This window comes from Streptomyces sp. CB01635 (assembly GCF_002803065.1).
Taxonomy (GTDB): Bacteria; Actinomycetota; Actinomycetes; order Streptomycetales; family Streptomycetaceae; genus Streptomyces.
Genome location: NZ_NNBL01000002.1, coordinates 180,272 through 197,478 on the forward strand (window position 1 = coordinate 180,272; position 17,207 = coordinate 197,478).

Annotated in this window: 17 protein-coding genes; 15 read left to right on the top strand and 2 right to left on the bottom strand. The window is 70.3% G+C overall.

Going from position 1 to position 17,207, the window contains the following annotated elements; translation table 11 throughout:
• Positions 1 to 252: 252 nt before the first annotated feature.
• From CG723_RS04845 to CG723_RS04910, 14 genes are all read left to right on the top strand, one after another.
• Positions 253 to 1,266 (top strand): ABC transporter ATP-binding protein, encoded by a 1,014-nt coding sequence (locus CG723_RS04845; RefSeq protein ID WP_100591979.1) that lies wholly within the window; start codon positions 253 to 255, stop codon positions 1,264 to 1,266.
• Complete coding sequence (locus CG723_RS04850; protein WP_234374149.1) at positions 1,263 to 2,120, top strand: MlaE family ABC transporter permease; 858 nt, start codon at positions 1,263 to 1,265, stop codon at positions 2,118 to 2,120. The genes CG723_RS04845 and CG723_RS04850 overlap by 4 nt, the downstream gene beginning before the upstream one ends.
• Before the next feature lie 5 nt (positions 2,121 to 2,125).
• A complete protein-coding gene (locus CG723_RS04855; RefSeq protein WP_100591980.1) occupies positions 2,126 to 2,932 on the top strand; it encodes an MlaE family ABC transporter permease in 807 nt (268 codons plus the stop codon).
• A gap of 1 nt (position 2,933) precedes the next feature.
• A complete protein-coding gene (locus tag CG723_RS04860) occupies positions 2,934 to 4,184 on the top strand; it encodes an MCE family protein (protein WP_100591981.1) in 1,251 nt (416 codons plus the stop codon).
• 14 nt (positions 4,185 to 4,198) lie between these two features.
• Positions 4,199 to 5,251 (top strand): MCE family protein, encoded by a 1,053-nt coding sequence (locus CG723_RS04865; protein ID WP_100592560.1) that lies wholly within the window; start codon positions 4,199 to 4,201, stop codon positions 5,249 to 5,251.
• The gene (locus tag CG723_RS04870) at positions 5,248 to 6,288 is read left to right on the top strand and encodes an MCE family protein (protein ID WP_100591982.1); all 1,041 of its coding nucleotides are present in this window, start codon (positions 5,248 to 5,250) and stop codon (positions 6,286 to 6,288) included. Before CG723_RS04865 ends, CG723_RS04870 begins: the two co-directional genes overlap by 4 nt.
• Positions 6,285 to 7,307 carry an MCE family protein gene (locus CG723_RS04875; protein WP_234374150.1) on the top strand — a complete coding sequence of 341 codons (1,023 nt, stop codon included), beginning with the start codon at positions 6,285 to 6,287 and terminating at the stop codon, positions 7,305 to 7,307. The genes CG723_RS04870 and CG723_RS04875 overlap by 4 nt, the downstream gene beginning before the upstream one ends.
• Positions 7,307 to 8,548 carry an MCE family protein gene (locus CG723_RS04880; protein ID WP_100591983.1) on the top strand — a complete coding sequence of 414 codons (1,242 nt, stop codon included), beginning with the start codon at positions 7,307 to 7,309 and terminating at the stop codon, positions 8,546 to 8,548. Before CG723_RS04875 ends, CG723_RS04880 begins: the two co-directional genes overlap by 1 nt.
• On the top strand, positions 8,545 to 9,819 hold the full coding sequence (locus CG723_RS04885) for an MCE family protein (RefSeq protein ID WP_100591984.1): 1,275 nt from the start codon (positions 8,545 to 8,547) through the stop codon (positions 9,817 to 9,819). The genes CG723_RS04880 and CG723_RS04885 overlap by 4 nt, the downstream gene beginning before the upstream one ends.
• A complete protein-coding gene (locus CG723_RS04890) occupies positions 9,816 to 10,370 on the top strand; it encodes a hypothetical protein (protein ID WP_442802521.1) in 555 nt (184 codons plus the stop codon). The genes CG723_RS04885 and CG723_RS04890 overlap by 4 nt, the downstream gene beginning before the upstream one ends.
• A gap of 44 nt (positions 10,371 to 10,414) precedes the next feature.
• On the top strand, positions 10,415 to 11,002 hold the full coding sequence (locus tag CG723_RS04895; RefSeq protein WP_442802522.1) for a hypothetical protein: 588 nt from the start codon (positions 10,415 to 10,417) through the stop codon (positions 11,000 to 11,002).
• Positions 11,003 to 11,074: 72 nt separating this feature from the next.
• Positions 11,075 to 11,599 carry a hypothetical protein gene (locus CG723_RS04900; protein ID WP_100591986.1) on the top strand — a complete coding sequence of 175 codons (525 nt, stop codon included), beginning with the start codon at positions 11,075 to 11,077 and terminating at the stop codon, positions 11,597 to 11,599.
• 22 nt (positions 11,600 to 11,621) lie between these two features.
• Complete coding sequence (locus CG723_RS04905) at positions 11,622 to 12,287, top strand: hypothetical protein (protein ID WP_100591987.1); 666 nt, start codon at positions 11,622 to 11,624, stop codon at positions 12,285 to 12,287.
• 40 nt (positions 12,288 to 12,327) lie between these two features.
• Positions 12,328 to 13,572, top strand: a complete 1,245-nt coding sequence (locus CG723_RS04910; protein WP_442802523.1) for a lytic transglycosylase domain-containing protein — start codon at positions 12,328 to 12,330, stop codon at positions 13,570 to 13,572.
• A 158-nt stretch (positions 13,573 to 13,730) separates the two neighbouring features.
• Here the strand turns inward: CG723_RS04910 and CG723_RS04915 are convergent, their stop codons facing one another.
• Positions 13,731 to 14,975 (bottom strand): cytochrome P450, encoded by a 1,245-nt coding sequence (locus tag CG723_RS04915; protein WP_100591988.1) that lies wholly within the window; start codon positions 14,973 to 14,975, stop codon positions 13,731 to 13,733.
• Positions 14,976 to 15,200: 225 nt separating this feature from the next.
• Between CG723_RS04915 and CG723_RS04920 the strand changes: the two genes are divergently transcribed.
• Entirely contained in the window at positions 15,201 to 16,370 is a 1,170-nt protein-coding gene (locus CG723_RS04920) for a steroid 3-ketoacyl-CoA thiolase (RefSeq protein WP_100591989.1), read from the top strand.
• A 100-nt stretch (positions 16,371 to 16,470) separates the two neighbouring features.
• On the opposite strand, the gene CG723_RS04925 is transcribed toward CG723_RS04920, so the two are convergent.
• A complete protein-coding gene (locus CG723_RS04925; RefSeq protein WP_234374151.1) occupies positions 16,471 to 16,878 on the bottom strand; it encodes a transglycosylase SLT domain-containing protein in 408 nt (135 codons plus the stop codon).
• Positions 16,879 to 17,207: the final 329 nt, after the last annotated feature.

Genomic DNA, 17,207 nt, shown 5'->3' on the forward strand with positions numbered 1-17,207 from the left:
GTAAGCGGGGCCTTGCGAATCCAACCCTCCGGAAGCGCGAGGCCCCGCTTTTCATCACGTGATGTATCTCCGCGATGACAAATCGAGCGACGTGAATTATCGCCCGGCGACAATTTCGGGGAAGGGGGCGGGAATGTCACTCCGGGGTCTTGTCGGGGCGTTTCCGGTCGCCTTACCGTGCGCACCCTCGGTGCTCGCCTGTCACGGGGGTTACAAGTCCGAAGAAATCCGTTCGAGCTTGCTGGAGGTGAGATGGGAATCGAGGTCAAGGTCGAAGGCCTGACGAAGTCCTTCGGTAGGCAGAACATCTGGCGGGACGTGTCGCTCACCCTGCCCGCCGGTGAGATCAGCGTCATGCTCGGGCCGTCCGGGACCGGCAAGACCGTCTTCCTGAAGTCGATCATCGGTCTGCTCAAGCCGGAGCGCGGCCGGGTCCTCATCGACGGTGTCGACATGGCGGGGAGCCGCGAGCGCGACATCTACGAGACCCGGAAGCTGTTCGGCCTCATGTTCCAGGACGGTGCCCTCTTCGGCTCCATGTCCCTCTTCGACAACATCGCCTTCCCGCTGCGCGAGCACACGAGGAAGAAGGAGTCCGAGATCCGCCGCATCGTCATGGAGCGGATCGACATCGTCGGACTCCTCGGCGCGGAGGGGAAGCTGCCGGGGGAGATCAGCGGCGGCATGCGCAAGCGGGCCGGCCTCGCCCGCGCCCTAGTCCTCGACCCGCAGATCATCCTCTGCGACGAGCCGGACTCCGGGCTCGACCCGGTCCGCACCGCGTTCATCTCCCAGCTCCTGGTCGACCTGAACGCGCAGATCGACGCGACGATGCTCATCGTCACGCACAACCTCGACATCGCCTCCACCGTGCCCGACAACATGGGCATGCTGTTCCGCCGCGGCCTCGTCACGTTCGGGCCGCGCGAGGTGCTCCTGACCAGCGAGGAGCCCGTCGTGTCGCAGTTCCTGAGCGGCAGCGTGGAAGGGCCCATCGGCATGTCCGAGGAGAAGGACGCCGCGACGCTCGCCGCCGAGGCCGCCGGCCGCTCGCCCGACGAGGAGCCCGTGCCACGGGTGATCGTGCCGCAGCTCGAACCCTCGCCCGGGCTGCCGCCGCGCAGGGCCGTCGCCCGGCGCCGCGAACGCGTCCTCGGCATGCTGGACGGGCTGCCGCCGGCCGCGCGGGCCGCGATCGAGACGACGTACGCCGACAGCGGCGAAGCGCCGACCCTCGCGATGCCGTCGGCCGGGGGCGGCTCATGAGCCTCGACGAGCGGCAGCCCCCGGAGAGACCCGCAGAACCGGAACCGGAGGCCGGGCCGCCGAAGGACCGCGGACCCCGCGCTCCCGTTCCCGGCCTCGGCGCCCTCCGTCAGACCGGACGCCTCTTCGCCCTCGCCCTCGAAGTGGCCCGGGCGATCTTCCGCCGGCCCTTCCAGTTCAGGGAGTTCGTCGAGCAGTTCTGGTTCATCGCGAGCGTGACGATCCTGCCGGCCGCCCTCGTCTCCATCCCGTTCGGCGCCGTGATCGCCCTCCAAGTGGGTTCCCTCACCGAGCAGTTGGGCGCCCAGTCGTTCACCGGAGGCGCCAGCGTCCTCGCCGTCATCCAGCAGGCGAGCCCGCTCATCGTGGCGCTGCTCATCTCCGGCGCGGGCGGCTCCGCCATCTGCGCCGACCTCGGCTCCCGCAAGATCCGCGAGGAGCTGGACGCCATGGAGGTCATGGGCGTCTCGCCCGTGCAGCGGCTCGTCGTGCCGCGCGTGCTCGCCACCATGTCCGTGGCGCTCCTCCTCAACGGCATGGTCTCCGTCGTCGGCACCCTCGGCGGCTACTTCTTCAACATCGTCCTGCAGGGCGGCACCCCGGGCGCGTACCTTTCCAGCTTCTCCGCGCTCGCCCAGCTCCCCGACCTCTACGTCAGCGAACTCAAGGCGCTGATCTTCGGGTTCATCGCCGGGATCGTCGCCGCCTACCGCGGCCTCAACCCGCGCGGCGGCCCCAAGGGCGTCGGCGACGCGGTCAACCAGTCCGTCGTCATCACCTTCATGCTCCTGTTCTTCGTGAACATGGTGCTGACGGGGATCTACCTCCAGATCGTTCCGCCGAAGGGTGGCTGACCGCGATGGCATCCCCGCTCGTCTGGCTCGACCGCTCTGGCGACCAACTCATCTTCTACGTACGGGCGTTGGTCTGGATTCCGCGCACCCTGCGGCGCTATCTGAAAGAGGTGCAGCGCCTGCTCGCCGAGGTCGCCTTCGGGTCCGGCGGGCTCGGCGTCATCGGCGGCACCATCGGCGTGATGTTCGCGATGACCGTGTTCACCGGCACCGTCGTGGGACTCCAGGGATACGCCGCCCTGGACCAGATCGGCACCGCCGCCTTCACCGGCTTCGTGTCCGCCTACTTCAACACCCGCGAGATCGCACCCCTGGTCGCCGGTCTCGCCCTGTCCGCGACCGTCGGCGCCGGATTCACCGCGCAGCTCGGCGCCATGCGCATCAACGAGGAGGTCGACGCCCTGGAAGGCATGGGTATCCGCTCCATGCCCTACCTCGTCACCACCCGCATCATCGCGGGCGTCGTCGCGATCGTCCCGCTGTACGCGATCGGGCTCCTGTCCTCCTATCTTGCGTCCCGCTACGTGACCGTCTGGTTCAACGGCCAGTCGCAGGGCACGTACGACCACTACTTCAATCTCTTCCTGTCCCCGGCCGACGTGCTGCTCTCCGTGCTCAAGGTGCTGATCTTCAGCGTCATGGTGATCGTCGCCCACTGCTACTACGGCTTCCGCGCGAGCGGCGGTCCCGCCGGGGTCGGCGTCGCCGTCGGCCGGTCCGTGCGCAACGCCATCGTCCTGATCAGCGTCACCGACTTCTTCCTCTCGCTGGCCCTGTGGGGAGCGACCACGACGGTGAAGGTGGCGGGGTGACATGAGCGAAGCGAAGACCTCCGCCGTGCGCCGCAGACTCGCCGGCGTCGTGTTCCTGCTGGTGCCCGCACTGCTGATCTGGCTCGCGGTCGCCGTCTACAACAAGGACTTCACGCGCTCGGACCCGGTGACCGTCGAGACCGGCAGCGTCGGCAACGAGATGCACCTGGGCGCGGAGGTGAAGCTGCGCGGCGTCGTCCTCGGCGAGGTCCGGAAGATCGACACGACCAGGACCGGCGCCCGGCTGACCCTCGCCCTGAAGCCGGGCGCGCTGCGGCAGGTGCCGTCCGACGTACGGGCGCAGATGCTGCCGACGACCCTGTTCGGGGAGCGGTTCGTGGCGCTCGTACCGCCCGCGAACCCGTCCGCCGAGCCGCTGCCGGCCGGGGCCATCATTCCGCAGGACCGCTCGCAGAACGCGGTCGAACTCCAGCAGGTTCTCGACAACGTGCTGCCGATGCTGACCGCCGTGCAGCCGCAGAAGCTCTCCGCCACCCTGTCCGCCGTCGCCCAGGCCCTCGGCGGGCGCGGCGACCAGCTCGGCGACACCCTCGCCCAACTCGACGCACATCTGCGGAAGTTCAATCCGAACCTGCCCACCCTCACCCGCGATCTGAAGGAGCTGGTGAAGGTCAGCCACGTCTACGCGGACGCCGCGCCCGACGTCCTCGACGCACTCACCGACTTCACCACCACCAGCGGCACGATCGCGGAGAAGGAAAAGGACCTGGCCGCCACCTACGGGGGCACGACCAGGACCGCCGAGGACCTGACGGCCTTCCTCCAGCAGAACAAGGACAACATCATCCGGCTGAGCGCCACGAGCCGGCCGACCCTCGAACTCCTCGGCAGGTACTCCTCGTCCTTCCCGTGCACCCTGCGCACCCTCGCCGACTTCGTGCCCCGCATGGACAAGGCGCTCGGCAAGGGCACGGGCGAGCCGGGCCTGCACGTCAGCGTCACCACGGTGCCCGCGCGCGGCGCCTACGTCCCCGGACACGACACCCCCGTCTACGGCTCCGGCGGCGGCCCGCACTGCTACCCCGTGCCCTACCTCGGCGCACCCGCCAAGGCCCCCGCGACCGCCGTGTCGGCAGAACAGGACCTCGGTCCCGCCAACTCGCCGCAGGAGAACGACCTCGTCAACGAACTCCTCGCGCCCGCCATGAAGGAGCGGCCCGACGACCTGCCCGACTGGAGCAGCCTGCTCGCCGGGCCCGCCTTCCGGGGAGCGGAGGTGAAACTCAAGTGAGCGACACCGGCGAGATGGTCGCGGACAGCAGGATCAAGCGGAAGAGCCTCACGGGACCCGTCGTCAAGTCCCTCGTCTTCGTACTCGTCACCGCCCTCGCGACGACCGTCCTCGGCTTCAGCATCGCCAACACCGGCGTGGGCGGCCCCACGACGCAGTACAAGGCCCTCTTCACCGACGTCACCGGCCTGATGGAGGGCGACAGCGTACGGATCTCGGGGGTGAAGGTCGGCGAGGTGACCGACGTCCGCGTGGTGCGCCACCGCACCGCGCAGGTCACCTTCTCCGTCCGGGACGAGCGCGACCTGCCCGGTTCCGTGACCGCCTCCGTGAAGTACCTGAACATGGTCGGACAGCGCTATGTCGCACTCGGCCGGGGCAGCGGAGCAGTCGGCGGCACGCTGCGGCCCGGGGACGCCATCCCCCTCGACCGCACGACGCCCGCACTCGACCTGACGCTCCTCTTCAACGGCTTCAAGCCGCTCTTCGAGGGCCTCTCCCCGAAGGACGTCAACCAGCTCGCCGGGTCGATCGTGCAGGTACTCCAGGGCGAGGGCGGAACCGTCGACAGCCTCATCGAGCACGTCGGGTCCCTCACCAAGACCGTCGCCGCGAAGGACGAGGTGATCGGCGAGGTCGTCGGCAACCTCAACACCGTTCTGACCACCATCAACACCCGAGAGGCCGGCTTCAAGGACCTCGTCGAGACGCTCAGGGCGATGGTGTCCGGCTTCAACAGCGACCGCAAACCCCTCGGCAAGGCCGTCACCGCGATGGGCGACCTGACGACCGCGACCGCCGGACTTCTCCAGGAGGGCCGCGAACCGCTCAAGCAGGACATCAGCCAACTCGGCCGCCTCTCCGGCTCGTTGGGCGACAACATCCCGCAGATCGAGAACTTCCTGAACAAGTCCCCGGCGAAGCTGACGGCCCTGTCGCGCCTTTCGTCGTACGGGTCCTGGTTCAACCTCTATCTCTGCGAGGCCAGGATCAGCGGCGTCACGACCAGCGACGGGTCCAGGCCGCCGACCGGAATCGCCCTCACCCAGGAGAGGTGCCGGGGATGAGACTGCCCAGACCGAAACCCATGAAGGAACGCAACCCCGTGGCCGTCGCCCTGGCCGGGCTCGTCGTGCTCGCCGTCGTGGCGCTCCTGGCCTTCAACGCCGACCGGCTCCCGCTCGTCGGGTCCGGCACCGCATACACCGCCGACTTCACCGAGGCCGCGGGTCTGGGCGAGGGCGACGAGGTGCGGATCGCGGGCGTCAAGGTCGGCGAGGTCACCGGCGTCTCGCTGGACGGCGGCCGGGTGAGGGTCACCTTCGACGCCGGCGACGCCTGGATCGGCGACCGGTCCACCGCGGCCATCGCCATCAAGACCCTCCTCGGCGACAAGTACCTGGCCGTCGACCCGCTGGGCTCCGCCCGCCAGGACCCCGGCAGCCGCATCCCGGTCAGCCGGACCACCTCGCCGTACGACGTCACGCAGGCGTTCCAGGACCTCAGCAGCACCGTCGACGAGATCGACACCGCGCAGCTCGCCAAGAGCTTCGAGACCATCTCGGACACCTTCAAGGACTCGCCCCCCGACGTGCGCGCCGCGGCGACGGGGCTCTCCGAGCTGTCGAAGTCCGTGTCCAAGCGGGACACACAGCTCGCCGAACTGCTCAAGGGCAGCCGCCAGTTGACGAAGACCCTCAAGTCGAAGAAGTCCAGCTTCGAGACGCTCATCGACGACGGGGGCTCGCTCCTCGGCGAGCTGAAGGACCGGCGCGCCGCCGTCAAGGCGCTGCTCAAGGGCAGCAAGGAACTCGGCACGGAGCTGAAGGGCGTCGTCGACGACAACGACAAGCAGCTCGGTCCGACGCTCAAGGCGCTCGGCCGGGTCACCACCGTCCTGGAGAAGAACAACAAGAACCTCGACAGGACACTGGCGCTCGTCGGTCCCTACTACCGGCTCATCGGGAACACCCTCGGCAACGGCCGCTGGTTCGACAGCTACCTGTGCGGCGTCGTGCCTCCCGAGTACCTCCCGAAGGAACAGCGGACGACGGACTGCAAGCCACCGCAGCAGGGTGCGAGCGCGAAGGGGGCGGGCCGGTGACGCGCGCATGGATCAGCGGCAGAAGACGCCACATCGTCGTGGGAGTCGTCGTGTTGGCGGTGCTCGCGGCGGGCGGTCTCGTGGGGGTACGGGCCCTCGGCGGGGGCGGGACCACCGTGACCGCGTACTTCGACCGGGCCGTCGGCGTCTACGCCGGATCCGACGTGCGGATCCTCGGCGTGCGCGTGGGTTCGGTCGGCTCCGTGCACCCGCAGGGAAAGCAGGTGCGGGTGATCCTCGGCCTCGACGAAGGCGTACGGGTTCCCGAGGGTGCGCGGGCCGTGGTCGTCGCGCCCAGCATCGTCGCCGACCGGTACGTCCAGCTCACCCCCGCCTACACCGCGGGACCCGCACTGGCCGCGGGCGCCGTGCTGCCGGCGTCCCGCAACCGCACCCCCGTGGAGATCGACCAGCTCTACGACAGCATCACCGAACTCGGCGACGCCCTCGGCCCGAACGGCGCCAACGCGCAGGGCGCCCTCTCCGACCTCCTCGACACCGGGGCGAAGAACCTCGACGGGAACGGCACCGCGATCGGCGAGAGCATCGAGCAGTTCGGCAAGGCCGCCAAGACCCTCGACGGCAGCAGTGACGACCTCTTCACGACGCTCGCGCAGCTCCAGGCGTTCACCACGATGCTCAAGGACAAGGACGGCGGGGTGCGCACGGCGCAGGAACGCCTCGATGACGTCGTCGGGTTCTTCGCCGACAACAAGGACGACCTGACGGGCGCACTGAAGGAGCTCGGCACGGCGCTCGGCCAGGTCAAGACGTTCATCGAGGACAACCGCGGCGAGCTGAAGAAGAACGTCGACAAGCTCGTGCCGATCACGCAGACCCTCGTCAGACAGCGCGCCTCGCTCGCGGAGGCGCTCGACACGGCGCCTCTCGCCACGGGAAACGTCGTCAACACGTACGACAAGGACGGCCGCACGCTCGACGGGCGTACGAACCTCAACGAGATCAGCATGGGCGGGGATCTGCTGCCGCTGCCCGCGGTCGGGGGAGGCGGTCGGTGATGCGAGGGTTCAGGACCGGCAGTGCGGTGGGGGCCGCGGGCGTGGGGCTCGGCGGGCTGCTCGCGGTCGGGCTCGGGTTCGCGCTCGCGTTCGGCGCGTTCTCCGTGACGGCGCCGAAGTTCGACGGCATCGAGGACCTGCCGCTGCCCGGCGGCGCCGACCTCGGCAGCCATCCGTACACCGTGCGCGCCGAACTCGCCGATGTGCTCAGCCTCGTGCCGCAGTCCGCGGTCAAGGTCAATGACGTCGCGGTGGGGCGGGTGACCGACATCCGGCTGGGCGGGAACGACTGGACGGCCCGGGTCACGATGAAGATCAACGGGGACGTGCGGCTGCCGGCGGACACGACGGCACGCCTTGAGCAGTCGAGCCTGCTCGGGGAGAAGTACATCCAGCTGATCGCTCCCAAGGAGGTTGCCTCCGCGCCGGCCGGAGGTTCTGGCTCCACGCTGGCCGACGGCGTCACCATCCCGCTCGCGCGCACCAGCCGCAACACCGAGGTCGAGGAGGTGTTCGGCGCGCTGTCCCTGCTCCTCAACGGCGGGGGCGTCAATCAGCTCAAGACCATCACCAAGGAACTCAACGCCGCGATCGGCGGCCGTGAACCCCAGGTCCGCTCGATGCTGAAACGGGTGAACAAGCTGGTGACCAGCCTGGACGACCACCGCGGTGACATCACCGACGCGCTCGACGGCGTCAACAAACTCTCGGCGACCCTCGCGACGCGCAAGCAGGACGTCGGCGCGGTCCTCACGGACCTCTCTCCGGGCCTCAAGACCCTTGAGGAGCAACGGGGTTCGCTCCTGACGATGCTGCGCTCCCTCGACCGGCTCTCGACGGTCGCCGTCTCCACCATCGACCAGGGCAAGGAGGACATGGTCGCCGACCTCAAGGCTCTCGCCCCGACCCTCAAGTCCCTGGCGGACGCGGGCGAGGACCTGCCGGACTCGCTCCAGGTGCTCCTGACGTACCCCTTCACCGACGAGGTGCTGCGGGGCGTCAAGGGCGACTACCTCAACACGTATCTGGACGTGGTGGCGGCGCCGGGGACGCAGGTGATTCCTCCGCTGGTGCCGTCGGGGACGCCGTCGGGAAGTCCGTCGCCCTCACCGGCGAAGGCGGCGCCGGGCAAGGCCGGTTCGGACAAGAAGGGCGGCAAGGGCGGCTCCGACGCGCCCCTGCCGCTCCCGTCGGTGCCGTCCACTCCGTCCGCTTCGGCTTCCGGGAGTGAGGCCCCGTGATCACCCTCGCGATCCGACTAAAGAACCTCGCCTTCCTCGTCATCGCCGTCCTCGTGCTCAGCTTCCTGGGCATCCGGTACGCGGACCTCGGCCGGTACGTCGGCGTCGCCGACTACTACACGGTCAAGGTCCGACTACCGCGCACGGGCGGTCTGTTCACCTACTCCGACGTCACCTACCGGGGCGTCTCCGTGGGCCGGGTCGGGCCCATCGGGCTGACCGCGGACGGCGTCGTCGCCGAGCTGCGCATCAAGAAGTCCGCCCCGCGCATCCCGACCGACGCGCACGCCGTCGTGGCGAGCCTGTCGGCGGTCGGCGAGCAGTACATCGACCTGCGGCCCGAGCGCGCCGGCGGCCCCTACCTCGCCGACGGCGCGCACATCGAGGAGGCGCAGACCAGCGTCCCGGCGCCCGTCACCTCCGTACTGACCAGCATGAACGACCTCACGTCCTCCGTCCCCCTGGACTCCCTGCGCACCGTCGTCGACGAGTTCGGGAAGGCCTTCGAAGGTCGGGGCGAGGACCTCCAGGTCCTGATGGACAACGGCAGCGACTTCGTGCGGGCCGCGGACCGGGCGCTGCCCGCCACGACGAAGCTCATGGCGGACGGCGAGGTGGTCCTGCGCACCCAGGCCGAGGAGGGGCAGGCGATACGGGACTTCGCGGGCGGCGCCAAGGAACTGGCGGTCGCGCTGAAGGGCTCCGACGCGGACCTGCGCCGGCTCATCGAGGCGGCGCCCGGCGCGGCGACCCAGCTGAGCGGCCTCCTGCGCGACCTCGACCCGAGTCTCGGCGTCGTACTCGCCAACCTCCTCACCACGTCCGAGGTGGCCGTCACCCGGCAGCACGGCACCGAGGAACTCCTCGTGAAGTTCCCGCAGGCGGTAGCGGCGGGAGCCACTGTCGTCGACGGCGACAAGGTCAACTTCGGCATGGCGGTCACCTTCTTCGAGCCGCTGCCCTGCACGGCCGGCTACTCCGGCACGCGCTACCGCAGCGGCCTCGACCTCGGCACGGCCCCCGCGCTCAACACCCAGGCCCGGTGCGCCTCGCCGCCGTCGAGCGGCATCAACGTACGCGGCTCGGCGAACGCCCCCAAGGGCGGCCCGGTGCCGGAGCCCGCGAAACCGGGGTCGCTGCCCTCGGGGAACCGGGCGCCCGCGGCCACCCCGCAGACCGCCGCGCTGCCGGGAGCGCTCGGCCTCGCCGACGCGCGTGGTGCGACCGGGATGGCCGGACTGCTCGGGCTCACCACGGGAGGCGGGAGATGAAGGTGATCCGGGAGATGAAGGTGTTCCGGGCCGGACGCGGGGCCGCCCTGGCCGGGGCAGGTCTCGTGGCCGCGGCGGCCTTCTGCGGATACGGCGCCGTGTCCTACGCCCAGGCGCGCGGCGACGATGCGCTCGCCTACAGCAGGGCACGTGACGAGGTGCTCGCGGACGGGCGCCAGGGCATCGCCACGCTCACCACACTCGACGCGACCACGGCGGAGCGGGCCAGGAAGGGCGTACGCGCCTGGGTCGACGCCTCGACGGGGGAGCTGCGCACGGAACTCGGGCGTACGAAGCCCGCGGCGGGCGCCTCCGCCCGCGGCACGGTCACCGAGGCCGCCGTGACCGCGCTCGACACCCGCGCGGGCACGGCGAAGGTCATCGCGACGGTCCGCGTCTCGGTCACACCGAAGGCCGGCACACCGGCGAGCGAGGACCGCAAACGGCTGGAGGCGGTACTCGCCCGCACGCCGGACGGCTGGAAGCTCAAGGCGCTCAACGCGGTGCCGGTGAACGGCAGTTCTGAGACTTCGGGGGGTTCGGACCAGTGACTCCGTGGGACGGGATCGGGCCTGTGGTGAGGGTGGCCGATGACGTGGGGGAGACCGATGTGCGGGAGGCGTCGGACGAGACGAACGAGACGAACGAGACGAACGAGACGAACGAGACGAACGAGAGGGATGAGGGCCGGCGCCGGCGTCTCCTGCTCGGTGGCGTCGCCGCCGTGCTCGTACTCGCCGGGGCCGGACTCCTCGTCAAGGCCCAGGAGCTGAGGTCGACGCCCGCCGCCGCCAATCACGCCCTGACCGACACCGAGGCCACCACCCGCGTCAACGGTGACGTCAGCAGCGCGCTCGCCAGGATCTTCTCGTACACGCCGGACGGCACCGGGGCCACCGAGCGGTCGGCGCGGGAGCTGCTCGGCGGGCGGGCGGCGCGGCAGTACACGCAGCTCTTCGCGCAGGTGCACGCGCGCGTCGCCGACCAGCGCATCACGCTCACCACCCAGAGCGTCAGATCCGGGGTGGTCAGCCTCGACGGCGACAGCGCGCAGCTCCTCGTCTTCCTCGACCAGACCGCGCGGCGCGGCGACCGCAAGCCGACGTCGTCCGCCGCCCAGCTGTCCGTGACGGCGCGGCTGCGCGGGGACCACTGGCAGATCGTCGACATCAAGGCCCGCTGAGACAGAGATGAGACAGAGAGGGGCACCCCTGTGCCACGCACACGCCGACAGCGTTCGACCCGTTCCCTCCGCGTGGCCCTAGTCGCGCAGCCGCTGCTCGTGGCGGCGCTCGCGCTCCTGCTCGTCGCGGGCGGGTTCGCGGCCCGGGGCGGCGTGTCCTGGTACGACGCCGCGCACGACGAGTCCGCCGCGTACGCCACCGAGCGCGACAACGCCCTGTCGGCCGGTGAGCAGTCCGTGCAGAACCTCAACACGCTCGACCACACCAGCCTGGAGCGCGGGCTCGACCTGTGGGAGTCGTCCACGACGGGCGAGCTGCACAGCCAACTCGTCGCCGGGAGGGCGAAGTTCGAGGACCAGGTCAGGCAGGCGAAGACGGTCAGCACGGCGAAGGTGCTCTCCGGCGCCGTGACCGAACTCGACGAACGGGCGGGCCGCGCCCGCGTACTGGTCGCGCTGCGCGTCACCGTGCGCGCGCCGGGCAGCAAGGCGACCGACAAGGACAGCCGCATGCTCGGCGAACTCACCCGGACCAGGGGCCACTGGAAACTGAGCGCGCTGGGCCAGGCGCCGGTGGGCGACACCTCGGCCGACTGAGCCGGGAGAGGACGGACAGACGATGTCGACGACACGCCACCACATCAACCGCACCCGCCGCCTGGCCGCGGCCCCCAGGCCACGCCGCACGGAAACCGTGACGGAGCCGACGCCACTACGGAAACGGCCTGTCAAGGAACCCGTAGCGGCAGAATCCAGTTCCCACCCGCACTCCCCACCCGGGCGCGCCCTCGTCGTCATCTGCGTCCTCACCCTCCTCCTGGGCGCGTTCGCCGGGTGGGCGCACTCCCGGGCCGCCGCGGAGCGCGACGTGCCGGCCGCGCGGAACACCGCGCTCACCGACGTCGCCCGCACCAGCGAGATCAAGGGCCGCACGGACAAAGCCGTGGCGGACCTGTTCTCGTACGACTACGCCCATCCCGAGGTCGCCCGGGAGGCGGTGTCCTCGCTGCTCACCGGGAGGGCCGTGACCGAGCACAAGCAGCTGCTCGGCCCGGTCCTCGCGCAGGCCGACAAGTCGAAGGCCGTGATCACGACGACGGTCACCGAGAGCGCCGTGGAGCGCATCAGCGGCGACCGGGCCCGGGTCCTCGTCTTCGCCGACCAGAGCAGCAGCACCACGCACGGCAAGAGCGGCACGGCGTACGCCGGGGCCATGTTCGCCGTCGAATGGGTGCGCCAGGACGGCCGCTGGCTGGTCTCCGGCATCGACACCTTCGGCCGGTGAGGGCACGTTCCGCCACCACGTGAGACAAGGAGTCCGACCCGTGAACCCCGTGAACCCCGTGAAGCGCGGACCGCACCTCCTCGCCCGCCTGCGCCCCCGCGACGCCCGCACCCGCCGCGGACTGCGTGGCACCGCCGTCGCCGCGGCCGCGGTGGCCCTGCTCACGGCGTCCCAAGCGCCCGGAATCGTCGAGGAGTTGGGCGGCGGGAAAGGCGGCGACAGCGCGGAGCACCCCGCGTCGGCCGAGGCTCCGCTGCCCTACGTGAACTCGCAGGGCGACGACTCGTACCACACCGAACTGCCGCCCCTGAACAGCCCGGACGCGCCCGCGCGCGTCTACCCGCCCGCCCGGATCCGCGCCCAGTCCGGCATCCCGGCCACCGTCCTGGCCGCCTATCGCAGGGCCGAGTCGGCGATCGCCCGTACCGACGCGGGCTGCCGACTGCCCTGGGAGCTGCTCGCCGCCATCGGCAAGGTCGAGTCGGGCCAGGCCCGCGGCGGCGCCGTCGACGCGCACGGCACGACTCTGGGCCGTATCACCGGACCCGCCCTCAACGGCCAGGGGTTCGCCCTGATCCGGGACTCGGACGGCGGGGCGTGGGACGGTGACACGGTCTACGACCGGGCGGTCGGCCCGATGCAGTTCCTGCCGGGGACGTGGCGGCGCTGGGGTGCCGACGGCAATGGCGACGGGGACAAGAACCCCGACAACATCTTCGACGCCGCCCTGACGGCGGGCCACTACCTGTGCGCCGGAAGCCGTGACGTCAGCCGTGCGGCCGGCCTCGAACGCGCCATCCTCAGTTACAACTACTCACGCGACTATCTCCAACTGGTTCTGTACTGGATGGAGTTCTACCGCGAGGGCGTGCACACCGTGCCCGACGGCAAGGGTGTGATCCCGAGGAGCCCCGGCGCGGGCGGCGACACCCCGGCGACCAGCCCGGTCGGCGGCGGCAAAGGCCCCGGCAAGGGCGGGGGCGGCGGGATCGTCATCGGGCCCGATCCGACCCCCTCCGGCCCCTCGGACGGCGGCAGCCCCGACCCCAGTCCCGGCCCGGGCCCGAGCGGTGACCCGTCGGATCCGCCCACGCAGTCACCGGACCCGAGCGACCCCCCGTCGTCACAGGACCCTGGCACCCCGTCGGACCCTGGCAGTACCCCGCCGACGGACTGCCCCACGGACACGACGTCCCCGTCCCCTTCGCCCGACCCCGACGAGTCCCCTTCACCGTCCCCGTCGCCCAGTCCCTCGCCGTCGGAGTGCCCGGAACCGGGCGCGTAGCGCGGCGCAGTGCTTGTGTCGCAGGGAGACAGGGAGACAGGGAGACAGGGAGACAGGGAGACAGGGAGACAGGGAGACAGGGAGGCAGGCAAGGAGGCAGGAGCGTGGCGTAGGGGGATGGCCCCTGCCTCCCTGGGCCGGCGTGCGGCCGCCCGCGGTCAGCCGGTGCTGACCTGAAGTTCCTTGACGCCGTTGAGCCAGGCAGAGCGGAGCCTGCGCGGGTCGCCGGTCAGGCGGAGGTCCGGCATGGCGTCGGCCACGGCGTTGAAGATGAGGTTGATCTCGAGCGTGGCCAGCGACTTGCCGAGGCAGAAGTGCGGGCCTCCGCCGCCGAATCCGAGGTGCGGGTTCGGGTCGCGGGTGATGTCGAACGTATCGGGGCGGTCGAAGACCTCGGGGTCGTGGTTGGCCGACGAGTAGAAGATGCCGACCCGGTCGCCCTTCTTGATCTGCGCGCCGCCGAGCTCCGTGTCCTGGGTCGCGGTGCGCTGGAAGGAGACCACGGGGGTCGCCCAGCGGACGATCTCCTCCGCCGTCGACTCCGGGCGCTCCCGCTTGAACAGCTCCCACTGGTCCGGGTTGGTGAGGAAGGCGTGCATGCCGTGCGTGATGGCGTTGCGCGTCGTCTCGTTTCCGGCCACCGCGAGCAGGATCACGAAGAAGCCGAACTCGTCCGAGGAGAGGTTCCCCTCGTCCTCCGCCGCCACCAGCTGGCTCACGATGTCCTTGGCCGGGCACTCCTTGCGGGCGGCGGCCAGGTTCATGGCGTAGCTGACGATCTCCATGGCGGCCTCGGCGCCGACCTCCTCGGTGATCGCGTACTCCGGGTCGTCGTACGCGGCCATCTTGTTGGACCAGTCGAAGATCTTGGTGCGGTCGTCCTGGGGGACGCCGATCAGCTCGGCGATGGCCTGGAGCGGGAGTTCGACGGCGACGTTCGTGACGAAGTCGAAGGAGCCGTCGGGCGCGGCGTTCGCGAGCGCCGTCTCGACGATGGAGCCCGCACGGGTGCGCAGGGCGTCCTCGAGCGAGCGGATGGCGCGGGGAGTGAAGCCGCGCTGGACGATCTGCCTCACCCGGGTGTGCTCCGGCGGGTCCATGTTGAGCATGATCAGCTTCTGGACCTCGATCTGGTCGCGGCTGATCGACTCGTTGAAGCGGATGACGGCCGTGTTGAGGTTCGAGGAGAACAGCTCGGGGCGCGTGGAGACGTACTTGACGTCCGCGTGCCGGGTCACGGCCCAGTAGCCCGAGTCGCCGAAGCCGGAGATGCCGGTCGGCTGGGCGATCCACCGGACCGGTTCCGTCTGCCGCAGCTGGGCGAACTCGGGGAAGGGGACACGGCGTTGGAGGAGGTCGGGGTCGGTGAAGTCGAACCCTTCGGGCAGCGCTGGGCACGGCATGGGCAACTCCCGGTGACGGTCTGACGGGGCGTCAGCTTGTCGGCACCGTAGTAACGGGTTCTACAAGTGGCAAGACCCGTGGTACGCCCGATTGCGCGCGCGGTTACGTGCACGACCCTTGCGTACCGGGAGTAGCACCGTCGAGACTGCACGGAGAACTGGTACGCGTTCTAGTTCTTACGTCTTCTGGTTCGGTCCGGGAATGTGTGGAGAGGACGACAGCTCATGGCCGCGGAACCCGTCATCGTCGAAGCCGTACGTACCCCGATCGGCAAGCGCGGAGGCGCGCTCGCCAATCTTCATCCCGCGTATCTCCTCGGCGAGACGTACCGGGAACTGCTCGGCAGGACCGGCATCCACGCCGACTGCGTCGAGCAGATCGTGGGCGGCACGGTGACCCACGCGGGCGAACAGTCCATGAATCCGGCGCGCACGGCCTGGCTCACCATGGGCCTGCCCTACGAGACGGCGGCCACGACCGTCGACTGTCAGTGCGGCTCCTCGCAGCAGGCCTCGCACATGACCGCCAACATGATCGCCGCCGGTGTCATCGACATCGGCATCAGCTGCGGGGTCGAGGCGATGTCGCGGGTGCCGCTCGGCTCCGGCTCCAAGCACGGTCCCGGCAAGCCGTTCCCCGAGGAGTGGAACGTCGACCTGCCCAACCAGTTCGAGGCCGCCGAGCGCATCGCGCGCCACCGCGGACTGACCCGCGAGAACGTCGACTCGCTGGGGCTCATCTCCCAGGAACGCGCCGCGACCGCGTGGGCCGAGGAGCGCTTCAAGCGCGAGACGTTCGCCGTGCAGGTGCCCACGAACGAGGACGAGCAGGCCGCCGGGCAGGGCATGTGGCGGCTCGTGGACCGGGACGAGGGCCTGCGCGACACGACCATGGAGGGCCTTGGCGGGCTCAAGCCGGTCATGCCGACCGCCGTGCACACCGCGGGCAACTCCTCGCAGATATCCGACGGCGCCTCGGCGATCATGTGGGCGTCCAAGCGGATGGCGCGCGCCCTGAAGCTCAAGCCGCGCGCCCGGATCGTCGCCCAGGCTCTCGTCGGCGCCGACCCGCACTTCCACTTGGACGGGCCGATCGACGCCACGCGCGCCGTGCTCGGCAAGTCGGGCATGTCCCTCAAGGACATCGACCTCGTCGAGATCAACGAGGCGTTCGCGTCCGTCGTGCTCAGCTGGGCGCAGGTCTTCGAGCAGGACCTGGCGAAGGTCAACGTGAACGGCGGGGCCATCGCCCTCGGCCACCCCGTCGGCGCGACCGGCGCCCGGCTCATCACCACGGCCCTGCATGAGCTGGAGCGCCAGGACAAGGAGTTCGCGCTGATCACGATGTGCGCGGGCGGCGGGCTGGCGACGGGCACGATCATCCAGCGGCTGTAGGGGAGCCCGCTCCCGGGCGGCCCGGAACGCACGACGAAGGCGGCACCCTCCCACGGGGGGAGGGTGCCGCCTTCTCGGGTCGGCTGGGGGCCGGCCGGGCTCAGTACGAGCCGGCGGACTGCCAGTGGGACCAGGCGCCACAGGGGCTGCCGTAGCGCTCGTTCATGTAGGTGAGGCCCCACTTGATCTGGGTCTCGGGGTTGGTCTTCCAGTCGCCGCCGGCCGAGGCCATCTTGTGGGCGGGCAGAGCCTGGACCAGGCCGTAGGCGCCGGACGACGCGTTCGTCGCGTTGACGTTCCAGCCGCTCTCGTGGGACACGATCTTGTCGAAGCACGCAAACTGTTCGGCGCTCATCTTCTGCTGGGCGATCGCCTTCGGCGAAGAGGTGGCCGCGGCGTTCGACGCCGGGGCGGCGGCCATGACCATGCCGGCCGTGGCGGCAGCCAGGGCGACACCGGCGAGGGCCTTCTTCGGAGCGGCGATGCGGCGGAGGATGGTGGCGGACAAAGCGTGATCCTTCCGTGGGGGACAGGGGCCGCTTTGCACGCCCTGCGGCGTACAGAGGCGCCGGGGCCCTGGTGGGGGCTGTCGGCGCCTTGCGACTCCTCCAGACAAACAGGCCCGGACAACGGTGGCAATCGCCCCTTTTACTAGTTGAGGTCGCATGTGGTCGAAATGCCCCCTAGGTGACCTGGCTCTCATTACCCAGGTCGGAGGGTGTTTTGGTGGGGACGCGTCAAGCCTCCGCGTCTACGGCCGCGCCTCGTAGGTGACGTGGGTCATGTGCGGTGCTTCACGGCGCGGGCACGTCTCGGTGACGCAGCGCGCGTGAAGCG

Bases quoted from the DNA above. Each gene is read 5' to 3' on its own strand.
- CG723_RS04845 (WP_100591979.1), top strand. From the start codon at position 253: ATGGGAATCGAGGTCAAGGTCGAAGGCCTGACGAAGTCCTTCGGTAGG.
- CG723_RS04850 (WP_234374149.1), top strand. From the start codon at position 1,263: ATGAGCCTCGACGAGCGGCAGCCCCCGGAGAGACCCGCAGAACCGGAA.
- CG723_RS04855 (WP_100591980.1), top strand. From the start codon at position 2,126: ATGGCATCCCCGCTCGTCTGGCTCGACCGCTCTGGCGACCAACTCATC.
- CG723_RS04860 (WP_100591981.1), top strand. From the start codon at position 2,934: ATGAGCGAAGCGAAGACCTCCGCCGTGCGCCGCAGACTCGCCGGCGTC.
- CG723_RS04865 (WP_100592560.1), top strand. From the start codon at position 4,199: ATGGTCGCGGACAGCAGGATCAAGCGGAAGAGCCTCACGGGACCCGTC.
- CG723_RS04870 (WP_100591982.1), top strand. From the start codon at position 5,248: ATGAGACTGCCCAGACCGAAACCCATGAAGGAACGCAACCCCGTGGCC.
- CG723_RS04880 (WP_100591983.1), top strand. From the start codon at position 7,307: ATGCGAGGGTTCAGGACCGGCAGTGCGGTGGGGGCCGCGGGCGTGGGG.
- CG723_RS04890 (WP_442802521.1), top strand. From the start codon at position 9,816: ATGAAGGTGATCCGGGAGATGAAGGTGTTCCGGGCCGGACGCGGGGCC.
- CG723_RS04905 (WP_100591987.1), top strand. From the start codon at position 11,622: ATGTCGACGACACGCCACCACATCAACCGCACCCGCCGCCTGGCCGCG.
- CG723_RS04915 (WP_100591988.1), bottom strand. From the start codon at position 14,975: ATGCCGTGCCCAGCGCTGCCCGAAGGGTTCGACTTCACCGACCCCGAC.
- CG723_RS04920 (WP_100591989.1), top strand. From the start codon at position 15,201: ATGGCCGCGGAACCCGTCATCGTCGAAGCCGTACGTACCCCGATCGGC.